Source organism: Shewanella pealeana ATCC 700345 (assembly GCF_000018285.1).
Taxonomy (GTDB): Bacteria; Pseudomonadota; Gammaproteobacteria; order Enterobacterales; family Shewanellaceae; genus Shewanella; species Shewanella pealeana.
In genome coordinates this window covers 340341-360443 of record NC_009901.1, presented here as the reverse complement: position 1 = coordinate 360443, position 20103 = coordinate 340341, and the positions used below count along the sequence as shown (strand labels likewise).

The following is a 20103-nucleotide window of genomic DNA, read 5'->3' as shown; positions in this document are numbered from 1 at the left end:
AAAAAAACAGGATGAGAATGATGAAATTAAAAATGATGTTCGGCATAGCCGCACTAACGTCTACTGCCGTATTTGCCCAAGGTCCTCAGTGCGATCACGCTCAACTGCCATACCAGCAGATGACGCCAGTGCCATATGACAGCACGCCTTACTCACCACAAGACACCATGCCTGAGCAGTGTAGCAACCCTGAAGTTGAAGCATACATCGCAGCTTGGGAAGCGGGTGAAATTGATTTCACGACTATTCAAGCTAACGACAGCATTGCTAAAGATCAGCAATTTTGTAAGTCACTAGATGACGACGGCAACGTACTAGAAATTCAGGACTGTGATAAGTCAAAGTCGCCAGTTGGTTATATCTGGAAAGAACTATCAGACAGCCCAGTTGTTATCGGTATCACCGACGGCGGTAAATCAGATCACGCGCCTCACTTCCATGGTCAGCCTGAGTGTTACTACGTGGTAAACGGTGAAGGGCAAACTCTTGCCGATAACCAGTTCAAGAAGCTAGGTACCGGCCAATACTTCTACATTCCAGGGGCCACAATTCACAACACGCCTATCATGTCTGACAAAGGTCTAGGTGTCATGTACTGGTATCCAAACAACGCTAATTTCAACGGCTTTAAGTACTACTGGCGCAAAGATGTTAAGAATCTACGCGTAGCTGAAGAAGCATTCGATCGCGTTGATGAGATCCGTAAACGCGACCTAGACTTAGGTCCATACGGCACTAATGAAGCTATCTTCAAAAAGTAAGCTTATTCGTTAAATAAAAAGGGCTCAAATGAGCCCTTTTTAGCTTTCACTGCTATGCACTGAATTAAAACGCTTCATTGACGTTGAAATAAAAACCGCTGTCGCCATCACCAAATGCCATATCTAACCTCAGGTTGACCCTAGGTTTAACCTCGAAACGATAACCTACGCCACCATTTGGCAAAATTTTATTAGCATCAAACTCGCTAACATCGTCGGCAATCACCCCAGCGCCGCCCCAGAACACCATGCCATGGCGCCCTGGCAGATTGAGCCTATACTCAACTTGCGTCATCAACATCTGCTTATCGCGATAGCGCCCCGATGTATAACCTCGTAGTAGGTCACCACCGCCAGCTTTTGACAGCTGATCCCATGGCACATCACCACTAGTGAAGCGACCACGTACCTGCCAGGCTAAGATATCTTCGCCGCGTCCGGTTTGCATATATTCGCTATATAGAGCGTTGTAGACATCAAAGTCGGTTTTACTGCCTAGGTACTGGCGATAAAAGGTCGCATCTATCTCTAGAATACGTCCCGATTGTGGGTTGAGCACATTGTCTCGACTGTCATGATTCAGCAGTAAGTTTAAGCCGACGCTACGAGAGCTTTCATCGAGTATTCCTATGTCTACATCTGAGTCCACATCTGAATCTAACAAGTTAATCTTGCTGGCATCGGCATAACTAAAATCGAAACCAATGCCCACAAAACTGGTCGGGCTCATCCGCTGCAGCAGCATAGGGTTTATCGAGATAATCCGCTGATTGAACTCGACCCGATTTCCCTCTTGATGGTTAGTATCGTAACCGACACCATAGAAGACATCGGGGGCATCAAACACTTCAGCATTAAGATAGAAACGTTGTTGGTCTTGATTGATAAAGGTCTTGTTAGCCACCGCCACACCTAAAGCGCCATTTGTCGAGGCTAGGCCGTTGATCACAAGTGAAGATAGCTGGCTGACCTCATCATCGGGGTCGTATTGATATAAACCAACCGCCGAGATCCCAACCCCTAAGTCCATCTCTGGGTTATAAAATGGACCCGGTAAGTAGCTAAAATCGATCAATTTATCAGGGTCGAACTCACCGTCGGCTCCGAGGGTTTGTAAGAAGTCCTCTAGCCAGCCTTGAGACGCCTTATCCTCTTGTACTTCATCTGCCACCTGAGCGACTTCTGCAGCCTTATCGAGATCAATATCTTGCTCTACAGCCTCTTTCGCCAAGACAGATGTAGAGATAAAAGCCAATAAAAGCCCACATCGAGTAAACCAAGAACTCAAAACCTTTGTGCTCGATCTAGCTGTCATTGCTTCTCCTGTGGCGTCACGGTTTCATTCGCATCATCTCGATTCAGGTGCTGACGCAGCTCAATCTCATCTTGCACTTGGTTGTATTGACTGTTCTGGTAGAAGTCGGCCTGAGTAAAACCGTTTTGCCACAGCTCGGCAGGAATATGCTTAAAGCTGGCTTTATATTTATCGGCGACCACCAGCTTTTGCTGGGCAATGGCATCGATATCAACTCCATGGACGCTGTTGCTCAAGGAGAGGTGATGCGCCTGATGTTGAGACTCATAAAGTTCTTCAACTTCAGGCCACTTAGCATGTGACTGAGCCATTGTTTTAGGCACTAAGTAAGGTGACTGTTTATCACCTAACTGGTAATGGCGCTTCAGTAGCATAAACTTGCTCGGCAGCGGTTGGTTCGAGTCCCACCAGTGGCCATCGATCACATCAAATAATGCATTAGTATGCCCAATCGAAACAGGCTCTAACCAGTTAAGAGTCGCCGCTAACCATTGGGTCATATGCTGGTTATACAGCTCTTTATTCATCGCTAAGTTATTGTTGATCAGGGCTAAGGCTATTTTAGCGCCGAGCATATTTGAGTAGAGATCTTCAGGCGAATAAGCCGAGACCGTTTCAGACCAAGGCGCCCAGCTACGATAGCCATGCCACTGGGCAATTTCATGGGCTTCGGCCATAAAGTAGGCCAGCCTGACTGAGATTGCTGCCGCCACTTCCCAGTGCTGTCTTGGGCTTAAATTTGATACATCAAACTCGCTTAACTCGATCACTCTTGGGCCAATTTCATCGGGTAACTTGATTGATTGTGACTCACCAAGTTTGGGGTAGATACGGTAAAACAGTGCAATGGCATTGTCGGCTGTATCGCGTACATGGGCTAAATCGATAAATCCCCCTTGCAGGGTATACATCTGACCATTGTTTTCAGTGCCGCGACGGCCATTAGGCGCATCTTTTTGATAGCTAAAAGTGCCCGCCTCATAGGCATGGGGGCCGACGCTATCAACTGCTAAGGTATTGGCGTAGCGGAAAAATGGCACGGGAACCGGCCCTATCGTCACTTTCTGCGCGTTACCAAAGGCGCAGCAAGGACGCACCGCCTTAGGGATCTGCACTAAAGGCAGCTCTTGCAGCTCTATCGCATGCAAAAGGTTTAAGTCAGGATCACTGTCTAGCGCAGCTCCGATTGCCACATCACTGGGCAAGGCGCGCACCTGCCAGTCGCTGCTACCACAAGCGCTAAGTATAAAAATAGCGATAACACTCACAGCACCATGGCTGAATATTCGCCTGATCATTGCACAAACGCCCTAATTGTCTGACTGATAATCTCTGGGTAGTCGTTACTGATCCCATGGGCTCCCTGAGGGATAACCACAATAGGCGCGGTCAAGTAATCGGCCAGTTGAATACCTGAACTCAGTGGGAAAACTTTATCATTCTCGCCCCAGATCAACACGCTCGGTGGCAGTGAGTCGACCGAGATATTAGCGGCAATCCGGTCTCTGTCAGCGGGAAGTCCTTCGATCAGCTGTCGCTTTTCATCCAAATAATCTGCGAAGTATTTATCGAAGATTCGCGCGTCAATAAAGCCCGGATACCAAGGAAAATCGACGAAGGTGGCATCGAGTAAACGCCGCATCTGCTTCGGCGTCTCAGGTACAAAGATGTCGCTTGGATCATCGACCTCAAAACGCTGATTCATCTGCAGCAAGGCATTATCAGAAAACAACACACCGGGGCTCGCCAGCAATACCGCCTTGTCGACCTTAGGTTCGTTAATCATCAAATCGAAGGTGACGAAGCCGCCGTAAGAGATCCCGACCACATTGACCTTATCTAAATCAAGGGAATCGATCAGCTGCATAATGGCTTGTGATTGAGTCGCTAGGCTAGGCTTGCCATTGCTAACCGACTGCCCAAACCAGGCGAGATCCGGAGCTATAACGCGATAATCTTGACTCAGTTCAAGCATCACCTGCTGCCAACTAGTTACAGCCGTGCCACCAAAACCATGGATGAGTAATACTGTTTTGCCCTCGCCGGCCTGCCAATAATTAAGCTCACCGCCCTCGTGCAGGCTGAGCTGACTCTGTTCAAATCCGGCTTTTTGCAGTGCTGACTGCTCGCGAGAATCGACAATATCCACGGCAGAACATGCCGTCATAAATAGCGTCACTAGCAATAGAGAGATATGGCGCACGTTCACCTCCAACGTCATTTAAAAACGGTAACCTAGGCTCATCATGAAGCTGCTACGGGTGCCAACACCAAACTCCATCAGCAGATCCACATTCTTGGTCAATCCCACCTGACTACCAATCAAGCCATTCCATTTATCTTCGAGGTGCTGGTTAACCTCAAACTTGGCATCACCAAGAGGGAAGCCGATATCACGCAAGTAACCACTGAAGGTCTGCTCTACGTTTTGATACATGGCGCCAACCCAGATTTGAATATCGTGGTTGTTGTAGCTGGTGCGGTAGCCTGCACGCGGAGACACCACAATAGAGCTGATCTCACCATCGAGAATGTTCAAGCGGGTATTGGTGTAATTGACATCGAGTAAGGCAAACCAATTGTCGATACCGCCAACTAAGGTGCCGCCCACACCATAGGTGGTGCCCTTAAAGTCCAATACAAAGTCGAATGCAGGACTGGTGGCACTACAAGGATTAAATTTGCAATATATTGGCGGCAAGACCTCGGTTAAGTCAGCCTCAAGCTGTACGTTGGCAACGCTGCTGCCCTTGGTGTGACCAATAACACCGTAAAGGTTTAAGAAGGGCAGTACCCACATATCGCCTCTCAATGTTAGAGTCTCTGAGTCCTGTACCGCTTCACTGCCCTTGATGCTCAATATGTCATCTAGCCCTGCGGGAAGACCTGAAAAACCGACGGAGTCGACAACTAAAGGTTGATCCATGGTCATATAATTGACTGAAAAGCCATAAGGCTTGGGGAGCTCGTGGCCCAAATCGATCGCTTCTTGAGCCCAGATTGGAAACGTTCTGTCGTAACGTGCTTGTTGCGGCTCTCGCTCGATCGATTGGGATTGAGCCGGAGAAATAAAAAACAGCACTAATAGTGCTGTCAAAATAGAAGTAATTTTAAGCATGTATAGATTGAACCTTTACCTGAAAATAAAATATTTGATGTCACATATTAAAGGGAGTTTATCGCTGAACACGTTGACAGAAGATAAATAACTTAGGTTAATTATTACTCACCAAGCTGAATTCAATCTGAAACTGTCCCTAGCGACAGCTTGAGTTAGAGTAAATACTCCAAACAAAATAGATCATAACTTGATAACCAACTAAAAACTAATCAGAAAGCCTGTTCAAGAAAACTTTCCAAAAATATTTAGCCAAGCAGCGCTTGATCATCGACTTACTCATCGATTAAGTATGAGAAGTCGCCGCCATCTTTAGGCGCTATAAAGCTAAAAGTCTCTGGCTTAATCCGCCGCTGTAAAACAATGTCCACCATGGTGGTTTGGTCAGCTATCAGTAACTCATGAACCTGTTCGACATCGGAGCGAAATTCAGCGCTAAGGTAATAACACATGCCACTATTCGGCCTAGGCTCGACCCGGATGCCGATTTTACCCTCGCTCACCTTAGCGAGCTTATCGGCATCAAAGTAGAAGGTCAGCACATGCTTATTGGTATGATTTTTCTGCTTGTCGAGCATAAAACCTTTCTTAAACTCACCGGGAACGAAGTGAGGGCCAGAGAGTAACAATATATCGAAATCCTCTACTGGCAGCCCGGTATCATCGGTCACTCTCACTACCAACATGCAAGCCCTAGGTTTACGCTTAATTGAGCTTGCTTGACTCATTTCATCAGAAAGCTGCCGATATTGTTTAGGGCTAGTCACCCTCAAACATTGAGCGATACGCTGTACCACAGGTTTATTTTTTGCGTTACGGTTAGTGACTGAGCCCATAATGCCTTTACTGCTGCCACTGTGGCTGGCATTTTTTATCACTTCGAAGGCGGTTTGTTGATGCGGCTGGGAATGTTTGCTCAACTTGAGCGTTGAGATACAGCGTTTATCGAAGCCATCGCAAGTGTGCGCAGTTTCGGCTAACAACAGGTATGAAAAGTTAAGGTTCGCCGACGCTACCCGTACCACCCCATCTGAGCCAGCTTCAGCGGTATAGCTATTCAGGTAATCATAAAACTGACTGTCGATAGCCTCACCCGTTAGCACGAATGGCAAGGGACCATCGAGGCTGAAATTGTCCAGCCAATATCGATTCAAATCATATTGACCATCACTGCCGAGCTCTAGCCAATCCAAGATCCCCTGTCCGGGCTCTACCCCGGCAAAAAAGCTCTTGATGCGGCCCACTCGTGACTTTCCTAGCTGGGCTAAGGCCGAGCCGTGATTAGCTGGAGCAAGCATGATCAAGTGGGTTAGTGGACAACGGGAAAGCTTATCGCCAGTAAAAAAGGTTTGCAGCCAATGACGAATAACCGCTGCACCAGTAGAGTGGGTGATCACCGCAAATGGTTTTTTACCGAGTAGCTCAAGATGTGCATCATTAAAGGCTTTGGCGATATCACTCAGGCGAACCGCATCATCGAAGCTGATATATCGGCCGAGGTGAATATGACGGATAGTCAGATTTAACTCATCTCCCAGCAGCTTAACTAAAGCCTGTGGCAGCTGAGCATAAGTGTCTGTATGGGTTACACTCCATCCATGAACAAAGACCAATTCCATTGTGACCTCGACGACGAATAACTTGCCATTAGATGACAAGCCTGTTCGACTTATTTATATAGTACAAATTATCTAATTAATAATTTTCAATAGCTTATCAAATAGTGCCCGCCATCTATATAGCAAAATTAACAATACCTGCGATCGTTAATATCATTCAGTTATTATTCAGCTAGTTCCCCCTATGATGTGTCCAACAAAACGCAACACCTAAACAATTTATCTAGTGTGGGAGCACAACATGAAAACTAAATCACTTATCTTAGCATCTGTAATGGCAACGGCAATCTCGGCACCAACTATGGCTGCAGACTGGTTCATTGGTGGCGGTGTTGGCGCACAGCAAAACACTTACAAAGGCTCTTATGACCCTGTATTACAAAACCCAATTGAGGGTGGCTCTCAAACTCAGCACCTAAAAGAAACCGAAAATAACGTCATCTATGAAGTCAGAGCCGGTGTTTACTTAAACGATGCTAACCGTGTCTACGGTACTTACTCTTACAACTCAGATGACTTGAGCCGTCAGCAAAGCTTCTTAATGTCTTATGATTACTTAGTCGGCCTAGGTGACAGCAACAAACTAAATTGGTTTATCGGTGCGACTGCGGGTATGAACCACATCAGTCCAGATGCCAGCACTCTAGACTCAAAAAACCGCTTCGTCTGGGGTGGTCAAACGGGTCTAATGTATAAGATTAACGACAAGGTTAGCACCGAAATCGGTTACCGCTACCTTAAGCAAGATTACGATGTAAGTGGCCCAACGCCGACTCCATACAGCGGTGCAGTTGCTGGGTCTGAAACCGCATCACTAAATGACAGCCAACAGCTTTACCTATCTGTTGACTACCGTTTCTAAGCGCTGCGGCCTCTAAAAGAGCCGCTTGTAAGAAAAACGCTTAAAACAATAAAGCCGCCAACTACCTGAGTTAGTTGGCGGCTTTATGCTATGCAGTAACTCACTTCTTATACTGATAGGGATAAACGCTCATTTTGAATGAATTTTTGATAAGCCCCTAACAAAGTGAGCGCAACAATTATCACCGCCAGCCAAGCCCAAAATATGGAGACGTCGAGGTTAATCAGTTGAAAACCTAGCACTGAACTCAAGGCGGCAATAATAGCAAAGGGCAGCTGAGTAATGACGTGGTCATGGGGCGCACAGCCTGAACTGGTCGCACTGATCACGCTGGTATCGGAGATCGGTGAACAGTGATCGCCAAATACTGAGCCCGCCATCACAGCACTGAGTGCGGGTAATAACAAAGCTTGGTCTAAGGTTAATGCCACTTCAGCCCCGATTGGGATCATAATCGCGAACGTTCCCCAGCTCGAACCTGTGGTAAACGCCATCATCGCGCACAACAAAAAGGTACCTGCAATTAACACCTCTTTCGAGAGAAATTGCTCTGCCCATCCTGCGAGCAACTTAGCCACCCCAAGATCGGCTATCACCGCCCCTATCATCCAGGTGAAGAGTAAGATGGAGATTGCGAAACTCATTGAGCGCACTCCTGATAGGAGATCGGCCAATAATAACCACATACTGCGGCCACTAACCTTTAGCATCAACAGAGCAAGTGAGATAGCAATTAGGCAGGCATTGCGCATGGCGGCACCAATATCGGCTGCTGAGATCCAATCACTGAGGCTAGATCCCTGAGCATTGCTCGCCCCCGAATACAAGGTTAACCCTATGGAAGCTAACAGCAAGCTAACCATGGGTAACCCTAGTAGCCAAGGGTTACCAGAATCCACTCGCTCACTACTTTGCAAAGGGGCTGAGTCAGAAGTAAAACCAATTCCAAACCAGGCTACTAGCAAAGATAGCAACACCACGGTGACCGCATAAAAGTTTAACTTTGCCATTTCAATAAAAGATTCTAACGGCGTGAGGGGCAATAGAGTGATCCCGGCCAAGATAGCCATCACATAGGGTCCCCAGCTCGAAAATGGTAATAAGGCACATAGAGGCGAAGCATTGGAATCAACCAGATAGGCAATTTGCTCAGGTGGCATCTTGTATCTTTGACTTAAAGGCTGACAAACATGACCCACGGCTAAGCAACTAAATATTCCATCGATAAAAACTACCCAGCCAAGCAGCACGACGCCGATCCGTGCCTGACGGCCACTGTTAATCCGGTGATATAACCAATCGGCAAATAGCTTAACCGCACCTCCTCGAGCCAATACTTGGGTCATCATTCCTAATAACATCATGGCCGCTAGCACATTTAAGTGCCAAGCCTGCCATTGTCCATCGCGATAAAATTGCAGCCAGGCTTTATCAGCCATATATACGGCAGACTGGGTTAAGCTGAATTCGGTTAAGATCAGTGCACCTGAGATGATCCCCACACCTAAGGCGACCAAGGTTCTGCGCAGTAACAGAGCCAAAGTCAGCGTCAACAGAAGCGGAATGAGTACCAGACAATTACCGAACATGGCCACGATTCAATAGGAAATAATTAGAAGAATACTAACTACTTAGCAACAAGTGCAAAAAAAAACTATTTTTAACAATTTTATCGGCTATTTTCTCTTCATTTAGCATAATTAACTATTCACCAATGCCACGTCGCTGCTAGAATCGGAGCTATCATCTCGCTATCAAAGGGACTCGCCATGAGCCTAGAATTATTATCGAAATTGGAAACAAAAATCCAAGCTGCACTAGAAACTATCGAGCTACTAAAAATGGAGCTTGAGGAAGAGAAGCAGACTAGCACAGGCCTTTCAGAGCAGAACCAACAGCTACAGCAGGAACTTAACTCTTGGAATGAGAAAGTGACTGGCCTAGTTGGTTTACTCAACGACGAAGTGAACTAATAAATTTCAAACGTTATGCAGTATGCATCTCGTTATTCTGAGCCTCAATCAATCCATTGAGCTCTAAAATAGCCTGCTTAATTTTAGGCAGGCTTTTTCTTGGCAGTAAAAACCTTCCTTTATCAAATTCTAGTCGACCTAGATCTTTCACCCAGATCACCCCAGTCAGAAAAATGCGCGCATGTTTTACGATAAGCTTTGGTGCATAGACAGGAAAAACTCTCATAAGACCCTCCCGACAACCTTTGTTGTTATTTGTTTTTTGTTGGACAGGCTTTGTACCATGAGAGTTTCATTTTTTTGAGCAAATAAATGTAAATATTTAAATCAAAAGCCGTGAAAGCCTGGAATATCTATGGCAATCAAATGCATAAAAAAAGGAGCCATTAGGCTCCTTTTTTATGCAGCTGCAAATTACTTTTGCGTTGCTAGGTAGTAAGCGATATCGAGCAATTCTTGATAAGACTTGATAGCCCCCGTCTCTACACGGTATTTACCGTTAACAACGAGTGCTGGTACACCAGCAATCTTGGCATTCTCAGTATCACGCTTCATCTTAGACATCTGCGCGTTAACCATAAATGACTTAGCCGCTGCGTCGAATGCTTTAGGGTCGACACCGTTAACAACGAAAAGCGCCTTAATATCATCAAGGTTAGTGAAACGCTGTTTCTTATCTTGAATAGCAGAGAATAGAGCGTGCTCCATCTTCTCTTCAATCTTTAACTGGTGTGCGATTGCGAATGCACGAGACATCTCTACGCCCATTTCACGACCGATAAATTCAACATGGTTCTGCTTGAATGTCACGCCGTCTGGAAGCGTCGCCTTGATTTTAGGCACCTGCTCTTTAGCGAAGGTATAGCAATGTGGGCAGTAAAAAGAGAAGAACTCGGCAATCTCTGGTTTAGCCGTGCCCGGACCTTCGTTAATCACAGTGTAATGTACGCCTTCTTCGTATTGAGCAGCCATTGCAGCCATAGGCGCCATCAATAGTGCAAATGCAACTAGTAGAGCTTTTTTCATTTAACTTCCCCTCGATGCTAATCGTGCATCACGCTAATAATTTGGACATAACATAATGTGCTTTCGAGTCGACCTCAAGCGCAAAAGTTCATTTTTCTGTTACAAAATAAGTGTCTTCAGCAGTTTTAGTACTGAGGAATTAGACTCAAAGGCGCTTCATCCAGAACTGCTAGCTGCTCTTTAAACGCTAAAATCTGCTGTTCCCAATATTTATCCTCGGCAAACCAAGGGAAGTTCATTGGAAAGGCAGGATCGCCCCAGCGGCGGCTTAACCATGCATTGTAGTGCAACATACGCATCGCTCTAAGCGGTTCTATTAACTTAAGTTCGTGACTATCGAACTCACAGAACTCTTCATAGCCTTCTAGCAATACCTCAAGTTGTAAAAGCTGCTGCGGCCTATCTCCAGCTAGCATCATCCATATATCCTGCACCGCAGGCCCCATCTTGGCGTCGTCTAGATCGACAAAGCCTGGACCATCTGGCGTCCATAAGATATTACTAGGGTGTAAGTCGCCATGAAGCCTGATTGAGCGATAGCTATCGGGTAGCCACAGCGACGAGGCCTTTTCCAAGATCTGCTCCACTATTGTAAAGTAAGGCAGCTCTAGGCTCGCTGGAATATGCCCTGATGATTTAAGCCAACTAAGCGACTCTTCACCCAGTAATTTAGGCGACATCACATCTCGGTATTTAAAATCAGCCTGCTTTGAGTATTGATGAATACGACCGATAAAGCGCCCCACCTGCTCTAACTGGTCGAGGTTATCGACCTCAAAGGCGCGCCCTCCAATGGATGGAAACAGCGCAAATCTAAAGCCTTGATATTCATGCAGCGACTTACCATCGATAATCACTGGCGTGGCAATTGGCACCTCTTGCTCGGCAAGGGCGGCAGAGAAGTCATGCTCCTCTTGGATCTGCTCATTGCTCCAGCGCTCAGGGCGGTAAAACTTAACCACATAGCGCTGACCTCTATCACAACGGAACTGATAAACCCGATTCTCATAGCTATTGAGAGCTAACAGCCCGGTTTCAGGATAGATCCCGAGTGTTTCGATGGCGGTTAAAATAAGGTCAGGCGTCAAGGCTTGATAGTGAAAAGCCGAGCCAGAGCCTTGCTCCATTGCCGCCTTAGATGGTTCGATATTCATTTGATTATGCTCAATGGTGGAGGCCTAGATTGACCTTCAAATTGTAAATATATTCATGCTTATTTAGCACTTTTTACTGCCGCGAATACTAATTGGTATAAGGCTTCATTAACTCGGCAAGATAAACCAACACCTCGTATTCATCTTCTCTGTCTGTCGACAACCAACAGATATCGCCATAAAACTCATAATGTAACTGCAGGTGCGTACCTTCAAATTCGAGTAGCCACTGATGGCGATCTGCGCCCCATTGCCTCTCTACCACGTGGCAATCTAAGGCTTTGGCAAAGGGCTCGGCAAACAGTTCAAACTGCTCAAAATCGATATCGGCCTGTATCGATAGGCTTAACGTGTCTCTATCTAGCTTAATTGCCGTTAATTTCATTACTGCCTCATTATTCTTATATCAATTGCCATTAGCTACTGCATGACATGATTAAGCCTTGGCCCCAATCCGGTGGTCGCTTGGCCATGTCTTCAAATTCTAACTGCTCATCAAATGGGTTCTGCAATAAGCGCTGTAGATTATGCAGCGGCTTAAGATCGCCCAGCTCGACAGCAATTATTGCCTCTTGAGCAAGGTAATTACGCAAAATATATTTAGGATTTACTTGGTTACGCTCTTTCTGCCACAGGCCAACTTCGTCAACGCTTCCGAGTCGAACCTGGTATGCCTGATACCAAGTATCGAAACCATGAAGATCGACAAAATCATCCCGCAAAGAGGAGTGACTAGCGTTGGGGTCTAGCTGACCGAATCGACGCCAAGTATTAGTGTGATCCAACTGATTTCGCTCCATTAAGCCAGTAAAGGCGCCAATCAGTGCTAAATCATGGTCGTCTTGTTCGGCTTCCGCAGCAGAAGTCTTTAACCCCAACTTGCCGCGCATCAGCAGTAGATAGTGCTTAACTAGCTCTACTTGATATTGATTCAGCGACTCAATCAAGTCGTCTGAAGCTATGATGGGCGATAGCGCCTGGGCTAAACGTTGTAAGTTCCAAAGACCAATTCCCGGCTGCTGGCCAAAAGCGTAACGCCCCTCAGGATCGGAATGATTACAGATAAAGCCTTCCTTGAAGGTATCTAAAAAGGCAAATGGACCGAAATCGAATGTGTCACCCAGAATCGACATATTATCTGTGTTCATCACTCCGTGGGCAAAGCCTATCGCCTGCCAGTTAGCAATCATCTTAGCAGTATCGGCAACCACGCGAGTAAACCAAGCCTTGTAACCCACCGCATCGCAACTTAAATCTGGATAGTGCTGCTTGATGGTGAAATCCAGTAATTGCTTCAGCTTTGCCGGTGCCCCTCGCTCGCTGTGGCAAAAATACTCAAAGTGGCCGAAACGAATATGGCTCTTGGCTAACCGCACCGTTATCGCCGCAGTTTCTTGGGATTCACGCCATACGGGCAGGTCTGATCCAATAACCGCTAATGCTCGGGTAGTGGGAATATGCAGGTGATGCAAGGCTTCTGAAATTAAAAACTCCCGCACGGCTGAGCGCATCACTGCGCGGCCATCACCATGGCGCGAATATGGTGTGGGACCAGCACCTTTTAGCGCCACATCCCAGGCTCCTTGCGGGCCTAAAGCCTCGCCCAGAATAATCGAGCGACCATCGCCAAGTTGAGGAGAGTAACCACCAAACTGGTGGCCGCTGTAGACCTGTGCATAATAACTTGCGCCATCGACATGTGCATTGCCTGAAAGCCCCTGTAGTAGCTCATCACTGGGCTGTTTTATCTCGATGAGATCCGCCGCATCTTGGCTCCAAGCCAGCCAGTGGGGATTGCTAATGCCTAATGGAAAGACTTGCGAATAGAATTCGGGAAGCTGTTCAAAAAAGTCTTGTTTTAATCGCATACGGCATACCTACATGGCTTTAAATTTCGGCAGAGACTTTTCGGTTAAGACAACGCATATTTAATGATTAGTCTCCTGAAGCAATCGTGCTCTGGCAGTTCAACGACTCACCATCCCCCAGACACTGATAACCACAAATATAATGGCCACTAGCATCGCCACTTAAGCGGATCAGACCTTTGCCTTTAGCGTGACACTGGTCGATAGACTCATAATAGCCTGTTATAAACTCGCCCGACTGCTCAACGCTTGGCTGGGTCTCACTGTCAGGATAATACAATAGTGTCCACTCGGGAGACTGAGTGCAAGCGACTAAGCCAATTGAAGTCATACCTAGTAAACACAACGAACGAAAATTCATACAAGCTCTCCTCTAGCTAATTCTAAGCCAGCTTAATAAATAAAAAGGCGAAGTCCCAATGCAAGTCAGGAGTTCGCCTTTGCTAACCAATACGCTTATTCTACACCGCTTGGTTAGTGATTAATTGTTTTTAGCGGTTAAAAGCTATTATTGGCTTTCGCCTTAGCTTTCTCTATACGGATAATTCGCCCCTCAAAACCCGTAACCGTGCCATCAGTCAGGCCATATTCTATTGCCGTCTTGCAGATGGCAATCGCTGTATCGAACTCGCCATTATCATTAAGCAGGGTCGACAGATGCATCATGGCAGTGCCTTTCACTTCGGCGTCAGGGTTTTCAGCTTTAAGGCCTTTGACATAAGCTGCAAAAATCTCAAGGTAGTCTTGAGATAGACCTGCACCGTATTGCACATATTCACTTTGCTTACGCTGCTTATAACATTCGGTGATAGCTGCAGAGATAGCGATATGCTGCGCAGGGGCGCCACCAGCTAGCGCAAGTTCGCCAACGGCATTGGTAAGTTTTGGATTAGCCCATGACAGAACGACTGACTCGGTTTTGACTGCAGACGGTGCCTCAGCAGCAGGCTGCATTTCCACTTTTACCTCGGGCTTAACTTCTGCTTCAGGCTTAGCTTCTGCGGCTATTTTCAGCTCAGGCTCTACTTCGGCAACGGCTTCAGATTGAGCTTTTGGCTCTGGCTCTGGCTCTGGCTCTGGCTCTGGCTCTGGCTTAACAGTTGCTTGCTTCACTTCTTCTTGCTGATCAACTTTTGGCTCAAAGCTCACCCCTTCGACGGTAGGTGTCGATATCTCTTCAGTTGTCTCAGGAGTGATATCTTTCATCTCACTCTCTGGCACTTCTTGCGCTGCTTCTTCGCGCTTAGCTGCCTGCTCTTTCTCTGCTTGCGCCGCTTTTTGTGTGCGCATATAGAGATAAACACCTAATACAATCAGCAATATAATGACGATTTCTTTCATTGTCTTCCACCATGGGTTAGCCGCGAACACATTTAATACATACTATCACACAGCTAAAATGTGCAAAATTTAAACATTATTAGTAATGCATTCTCTCTCTTAAAATCAACTATTTATATCTCTTTTTTTATCGGGTATCAAAAATAATCGTTTTTTTGAGTGTTACAAAGCATAAATAAACTAAGATATTAACCTGTCAGCCACATTTTCACTGGACAGGCTTGCAAGCGGTAAAGGCCTCGCTAAGTAATAACCTTGAACAAAGTCGACGCCACAATTTTCTACAAATTCATACTCTTGCTTTGTTTCTACACCCTCGGCAACGATTTTACAATTAGCGATTTCGCCTAACTTAGCCACCAATTTATAGATTTCTCTGCCTTTGATCGATTGCGCATCTAACAACAATGATCTGTCTATTTTGACTTTATCAAATGGATACTGCAGCAAATGTGGAAATGAGGCGTAGCCAGAGCCAAAATCATCCATAGAGATGGCAATATTTTTTTGCTGAAGGTCTTTCATTACCTGAGTTAAGTAGACTTTGTCATTGAGCATGGCTTCTTCTGTTATTTCAATTTCTACCTTTGACGGAGAAATACAATAATGCTCAAGCCGTGTCAGTAAGTGCTCGACGAAATCCGCTTGCTCGATGGACGCCACAGATATGTTAATGGCAACACGTCCTCCTAGAGGCAAATTCATTTTCTGCATATCACTTAATACTAGCTCAATTACCAACTTATCCAGCATTGGCATAGCTTCAAGCAGTTGGAAATCTAGAATAAATTCTGGCGAGCATAACTTTCCCTTATCATCAACATAGCGAAGCAGTGCTTCATAACTGTATTGCTCTTTATTCTTTATTGACTGAATTTTTTGGTAAAACATGACCAGATTTCCGTGTCTTAAAATCTGCGCCATCCTTTTTTGAGCCGATGATTGGGTAAAATTATCATTGGTCGAATTTCTTACACTTCGTAGCACATGATTAAAAATCGAACTTTCGGCCGCGGCGTATCGAGTATTGGGAGCAAGCGACACCAAGTGCTTACCAACATACGCAAGATAGAAAGGCCGATAGATAAACACGCCAACAGTAATGACTACAATTTGCAAAAGCGCCCCATCCAGCTGCTCTCCCATCGCGAAGTAACCACTGAAAATGGGCGGCGTCAGCCAGTTCACGATACTCACTACCGGTGATACGACACCTAGCGCAATACAGGCATAAACGATTACGAAGCTGGCCAGTGGCACCAAGATAAACGGGATGATCATAACCGGATTAAACAGGATCGGCAGGCCAAATAATAACACTTCATTGATATTAAATATGACCATAGGTATTGCGACAATTGCCAGCATACTGTGGTTATAATTTCGGCTAAAAATAAGCACACACAGCAACAGGCTTATGCAGTTACCCGAGCCCCCCATAGACAGAAATGCGTCATAGAAGCCTTGGCTAATAATATTGATTGAAGCTTCTCCGGCGCGCCAGGCCTCAATATTCGTTAGCGTATCGGCATAGATTTGCTGTTTGATAACAAACAGCATGTTGTGTCCGTTTATGCCAACGGCGCCCAAGATCCCAAGCAAGGTTTGATATATCAAGCCTCCCACGAAAGTGAGCGGATCGAGTCCAACTGATGCAACAAGATTTTCGAGGTAGGAACCGCTGAATATAACGAGCTGTGAAAGTAACAATGCAAAGATTGAAAAACAGAAAATATGGAAAATATACTTTATTAATCTAGACGCAAAATCAAATGAGTTAGGGTCCAAAAGACGAACAGGAAAGTAGAAGTAATATAAGTAGGTCACAATTGCACTTAATAAGGCCAGCAGTGGATTATTTGGCAATGTATGACTCGTCAAGAAGTCTTGGTTTCCTATGGAGAGAATATAAAACAGCACTAATGCATAGATAATAAAAATGGCACTAGAGGCATTGGTTTTTTGTGAGAGGTAATAACTGGCCACAACACAGAATGTCGTTGGATATAGGTTAATCAATATATCTGAGACATAGAAAAGCAACTCTGAGACATTCGCTATTTCAAGTACTCTAAATGCATGCCCTAGCAACATAGCTAACGAGCTTGCTAACGTTATCGGCAGCAACAATAAGGCAATGGCTGCAAGGTCTGATAAGTAGAGCTTAGACTCCTTACTCCAATTTAACACTCTAGAAGAGATATAGCGTAACGTCATGATTTAAAACCTTAGAGGCTCCGCAAAAGTTGCGTAGGGTATTTCATTTGAAAATATTGCAATTATTTTCATCAACTAAAATGACGGATTACACATCACGGAATATTAAAATCGGACTGTAATACCGAGTTTATAACGCGCCTCACCTTCAGCACTAAATACTGGGTAGTTATTCTGCAGCTCCGGTTTCACTTCTGCTGAATCAGCTGCGACACCCAGCTGAATACTGTCTTCTGCCAATAAGTTCACCACCTCGAAAGAAATAGCGAGATGTTCAGTGATGTTGTAGCGACTGCTTAAGTCGACCGTGCCGTAAGCTTGATGCTCACGATTACCATAGTAGCCGGGCAATTCGCGGATCATGTATTCGCTGCGCCAATTGTAGGCAAGACGAGCAGAGAAGCTATCCATTTCATAGTAACCAACTAAGTTCACCGTATGTTTAGATGAGTCGGAAAATACGCTGACTTGATCTGGGTAATGACCAGCAGGGGCGTTTGAGTCGGCAAAGGTATAATTTACAGCGTAACCTAGGCCATTTTCGAAGCCGTTCTGTAGCTGTAGCTCAAGCCCTTGGATCTGACCACCCGAACCATTTTTCTTGGTCGATACTGTCCAGCTATCCTCACCGGAGTCAGGATCGATAATACCTATACTTTGATCCAATAATTGCTCAGAAGTGATGAAGGAGCCGATATCTTTAATAAAGTAAGTCGCAGAGAGCAAACCTTCTGCAGCGAAATACCACTCAATACCAAGATCCGCTTGAGTGGCCTTAAATGGGGTCAGTGCAATATTCCCCCTATCAAGCACCTCGTTATCTGGAATGCCATCGGCGTAACCTGAAAGTGCAGAGGCAGAAAACATATCATCGTAATTGGGACGAGAAATGACCTTAGATGCCGAAGCACGAATGATGATATCTGGAGCAAGATCAAATGCAAGGTTGATACTAGGTAATAAATCGCTATAACTTGCTGTTAAGGTGCTCAACTCATCGGCGTAAGAACCATCGGGTTTAAGCTGGTAAAAATCAGACTCAGCATCAGTTGATATAAAGCGCAGCCCGACATTACCTCTAATACGCTCAGACGCGAAGTTAGCCATAAGATACAAGGCTAAGTTTTCTTCATTAATCGTACCGTAACCAGATTTATAGACTTGGCCGTCGCGATCAAAATGCGTTATCGCGGCCTTGGCATCATTTAACATGGCATCAAGAATAGGTTTTGGTAGAGTAAATCCACCACCAGATGAAACGCTCCCCGAGTAATAGGCTGATGCATCTTTAGCGATGACATTGGGGCTTGCTATCCCCTCGAAAGACTCCTGTTTAACGTCATGATTTGCCCAGCTGACACCTGTTTTTATTGCCGTGATGAAGCCGTAGTCGACTGGAAAATCAATATCAAACTTAATATATGTTTCTTCATCTGAATTAGGTTGTTTACGCAGAGACCAAGCTTCAGGTGCAAGAGGACCATTGAAGTCTTCAACCCCAAATGACGGGTTGGCAATGTCAATGTCGATCACATCGCCGGTGGCATCGTAAGTACCTGCAAAATCACGCGCTTGACCTAACCAGGCACCGTAGTTAGCGGTCGTATTGGTGCCCCCTTCAGACTTAGTGTTACCCACTAGCCCCTCTAAGGTGTAGTTATCCGCTTCGTAAGTAAAATCTAAATCAAAGGTCTTTGAATCCATACTGGCTTCGCGTACCCATGTTTGCGCCCACCCAGGATTAGCATCATTAGCGTCACGACGGTAGAAGATGCAAGTACCCGCTTGGTTCCTTTGTTCACAGGCTGCTTCCTTATCATCAGGGAACATAAGAAACAGCGAAGTGTTGGCATTGTTTGCTTGCATATCGAGATGCATCATATTGAAGCCAAGCTCTACATTATCTGTTGGGCGATATTGCAAAACAGCGTTAATCGCCGTGCGCTCGCGCTGTTGCTCGAATGTCGTTGGTACGATATCCCCCCAACCTATGTTTGATTCAATACCATTTCGCTGGTAGTGCGTCTTGCCATCGGCAACAGCAAGTAGGATACCGACACTTTCTGCACTATTTTTCCAGCTATATAATCCCGAAAACTCAGGGTCAATCTCCTCTGAGACGCTGCCATAGTCTTGCTTATGACTGAAAAAAAGTGAGTTGGCATCTAACTCGAATGGTTTACGGGTATTAATAATAACGGTTCCACCCACCCCACCTTCGGTAATATCGGCTTGTGAAGATTTATAAACCTCAATATCCCCCACCATTTCGGGTGGCAGTAGTGAGTAGTTAAAGCTACGGTCAGTTGTTTGCTGATCAAACCAACCGGTAGATGCGACCGAGTGCCCATTTAACAAGGTACTGGTTAGCTGATTGGATGCACCTCGAATAGAAACCTGCTGACCTTGACCAAATTGACGGTTAACCGCAACCCCGGGAATGCGTCCGAGTGACTCGCCAACATCGCTGTCTGGGAACTTACCTATATCTTCAGCTGTAACCGCATCGACCACAGCATCCGAGAATCGTTTGCTATTAATGGAGTCCTTCATCGAGGTTCGGATCCCACGCACTTCAATTCTTTCAATTGATCGCTCGGTAATCACTTCATCATCCAACTCAGGCGTAGCAAAAGCGGGCACCACCAAGTTCAATAGCAAGATACTGATTGTCATTAAGCTTTTCTTAAAAACAGCTCGGCCTATGCCCGTTATCTTCAAAAAGGCTTTCTTATTAATATCCATCATTATTTTTACAAGTGGTATCACGTATCTATCTGCTATAAAGCCTAATTAAGCACAGCAGTAACCAATGAAATGACCCGCAATATTCCTGATTAGAGTGAATT

At 45.6% G+C, this 20103-nt stretch carries 18 protein-coding genes; 3 read left to right on the top strand and 15 right to left on the bottom strand.

Features of this window, described 5'->3' with window-relative positions:
* The first annotated feature begins 17 nt into the window (after positions 1-17).
* Positions 18-761 (top strand): cupin domain-containing protein, encoded by a 744-nt coding sequence (locus SPEA_RS01730; protein WP_012153590.1) that lies wholly within the window; start codon positions 18-20, stop codon positions 759-761.
* A gap of 64 nt (positions 762-825) precedes the next feature.
* Here SPEA_RS01730 and SPEA_RS01725 read toward each other — a convergent pair whose 3' ends face one another.
* The 5 genes from SPEA_RS01725 to SPEA_RS01705 all read right to left on the bottom strand — a co-directional run bounded on the left by SPEA_RS01725 (position 826) and on the right by SPEA_RS01705 (position 6813).
* The gene (locus SPEA_RS01725; RefSeq protein ID WP_012153589.1) at positions 826-2076 is read right to left on the bottom strand and encodes a BamA/TamA family outer membrane protein; all 1251 of its coding nucleotides are present in this window, start codon (positions 2074-2076) and stop codon (positions 826-828) included.
* A complete protein-coding gene (locus SPEA_RS01720) occupies positions 2073-3374 on the bottom strand; it encodes a DUF4056 domain-containing protein (RefSeq protein ID WP_012153588.1) in 1302 nt (433 codons plus the stop codon). Before SPEA_RS01720 ends, SPEA_RS01725 begins: the two co-directional genes overlap by 4 nt.
* A complete protein-coding gene (locus tag SPEA_RS01715; protein WP_150102194.1) occupies positions 3371-4279 on the bottom strand; it encodes an alpha/beta fold hydrolase in 909 nt (302 codons plus the stop codon). The genes SPEA_RS01720 and SPEA_RS01715 overlap by 4 nt, the downstream gene beginning before the upstream one ends.
* An 18-nt stretch (positions 4280-4297) precedes the next feature.
* Complete coding sequence (locus SPEA_RS01710) at positions 4298-5194, bottom strand: hypothetical protein (protein ID WP_012153586.1); 897 nt, start codon at positions 5192-5194, stop codon at positions 4298-4300.
* Positions 5195-5469: 275 nt separating this feature from the next.
* Positions 5470-6813: an alpha/beta fold hydrolase gene (locus SPEA_RS01705; RefSeq protein ID WP_012153585.1), complete on the bottom strand. Its 1344-nt coding sequence runs from the start codon at positions 6811-6813 to the stop codon at positions 5470-5472.
* A gap of 241 nt (positions 6814-7054) precedes the next feature.
* On the opposite strand from SPEA_RS01705, the gene SPEA_RS01700 reads away from it, so the two are divergent.
* Positions 7055-7675 (top strand): outer membrane beta-barrel protein, encoded by a 621-nt coding sequence (locus tag SPEA_RS01700; RefSeq protein ID WP_012153584.1) that lies wholly within the window; start codon positions 7055-7057, stop codon positions 7673-7675.
* Between the two features lie 107 nt (positions 7676-7782).
* On the opposite strand, the gene SPEA_RS01695 is transcribed toward SPEA_RS01700, so the two are convergent.
* On the bottom strand, positions 7783-9264 hold the full coding sequence (locus tag SPEA_RS01695) for a Na+/H+ antiporter NhaC family protein (RefSeq protein WP_012153583.1): 1482 nt from the start codon (positions 9262-9264) through the stop codon (positions 7783-7785).
* Positions 9265-9444: 180 nt separating this feature from the next.
* On the opposite strand from SPEA_RS01695, the gene zapB reads away from it, so the two are divergent.
* Entirely contained in the window at positions 9445-9648 is a 204-nt protein-coding gene (gene zapB, locus SPEA_RS01690; protein ID WP_012153582.1) for a cell division protein ZapB, read from the top strand.
* Positions 9649-9661: 13 nt separating this feature from the next.
* On the opposite strand, the gene SPEA_RS01685 is transcribed toward zapB, so the two are convergent.
* The 9 genes from SPEA_RS01685 to SPEA_RS01645 form a co-directional block, all read right to left on the bottom strand.
* Complete coding sequence (locus SPEA_RS01685; protein ID WP_012153581.1) at positions 9662-9874, bottom strand: DUF1107 domain-containing protein; 213 nt, start codon at positions 9872-9874, stop codon at positions 9662-9664.
* Between the two features lie 188 nt (positions 9875-10062).
* Positions 10063-10674 carry a thiol:disulfide interchange protein DsbA/DsbL gene (locus SPEA_RS01680; protein ID WP_012153580.1) on the bottom strand — a complete coding sequence of 204 codons (612 nt, stop codon included), beginning with the start codon at positions 10672-10674 and terminating at the stop codon, positions 10063-10065.
* Positions 10675-10799: 125 nt separating this feature from the next.
* Positions 10800-11828, bottom strand: coding sequence for a serine/threonine protein kinase (locus SPEA_RS01675; protein WP_012153579.1), 1029 nt, complete (start codon positions 11826-11828; stop codon positions 10800-10802).
* An 88-nt stretch (positions 11829-11916) separates the two neighbouring features.
* Positions 11917-12213 carry a DUF3630 family protein gene (locus tag SPEA_RS01670; RefSeq protein ID WP_012153578.1) on the bottom strand — a complete coding sequence of 99 codons (297 nt, stop codon included), beginning with the start codon at positions 12211-12213 and terminating at the stop codon, positions 11917-11919.
* 31 nt (positions 12214-12244) lie between these two features.
* On the bottom strand, positions 12245-13696 hold the full coding sequence (locus tag SPEA_RS01665) for a protein adenylyltransferase SelO (RefSeq protein ID WP_012153577.1): 1452 nt from the start codon (positions 13694-13696) through the stop codon (positions 12245-12247).
* Between the two features lie 67 nt (positions 13697-13763).
* Positions 13764-14057: a hypothetical protein gene (locus tag SPEA_RS01660; RefSeq protein ID WP_041410770.1), complete on the bottom strand. Its 294-nt coding sequence runs from the start codon at positions 14055-14057 to the stop codon at positions 13764-13766.
* Positions 14058-14194: 137 nt separating this feature from the next.
* Complete coding sequence (locus SPEA_RS01655; RefSeq protein WP_012153575.1) at positions 14195-15037, bottom strand: hypothetical protein; 843 nt, start codon at positions 15035-15037, stop codon at positions 14195-14197.
* Between the two features lie 180 nt (positions 15038-15217).
* Positions 15218-17254: an EAL domain-containing protein gene (locus SPEA_RS01650; RefSeq protein ID WP_012153574.1), complete on the bottom strand. Its 2037-nt coding sequence runs from the start codon at positions 17252-17254 to the stop codon at positions 15218-15220.
* 105 nt (positions 17255-17359) lie between these two features.
* Positions 17360-20002 carry a TonB-dependent receptor gene (locus tag SPEA_RS01645; protein WP_012153573.1) on the bottom strand — a complete coding sequence of 881 codons (2643 nt, stop codon included), beginning with the start codon at positions 20000-20002 and terminating at the stop codon, positions 17360-17362.
* Positions 20003-20103 lie beyond the last annotated feature (101 nt).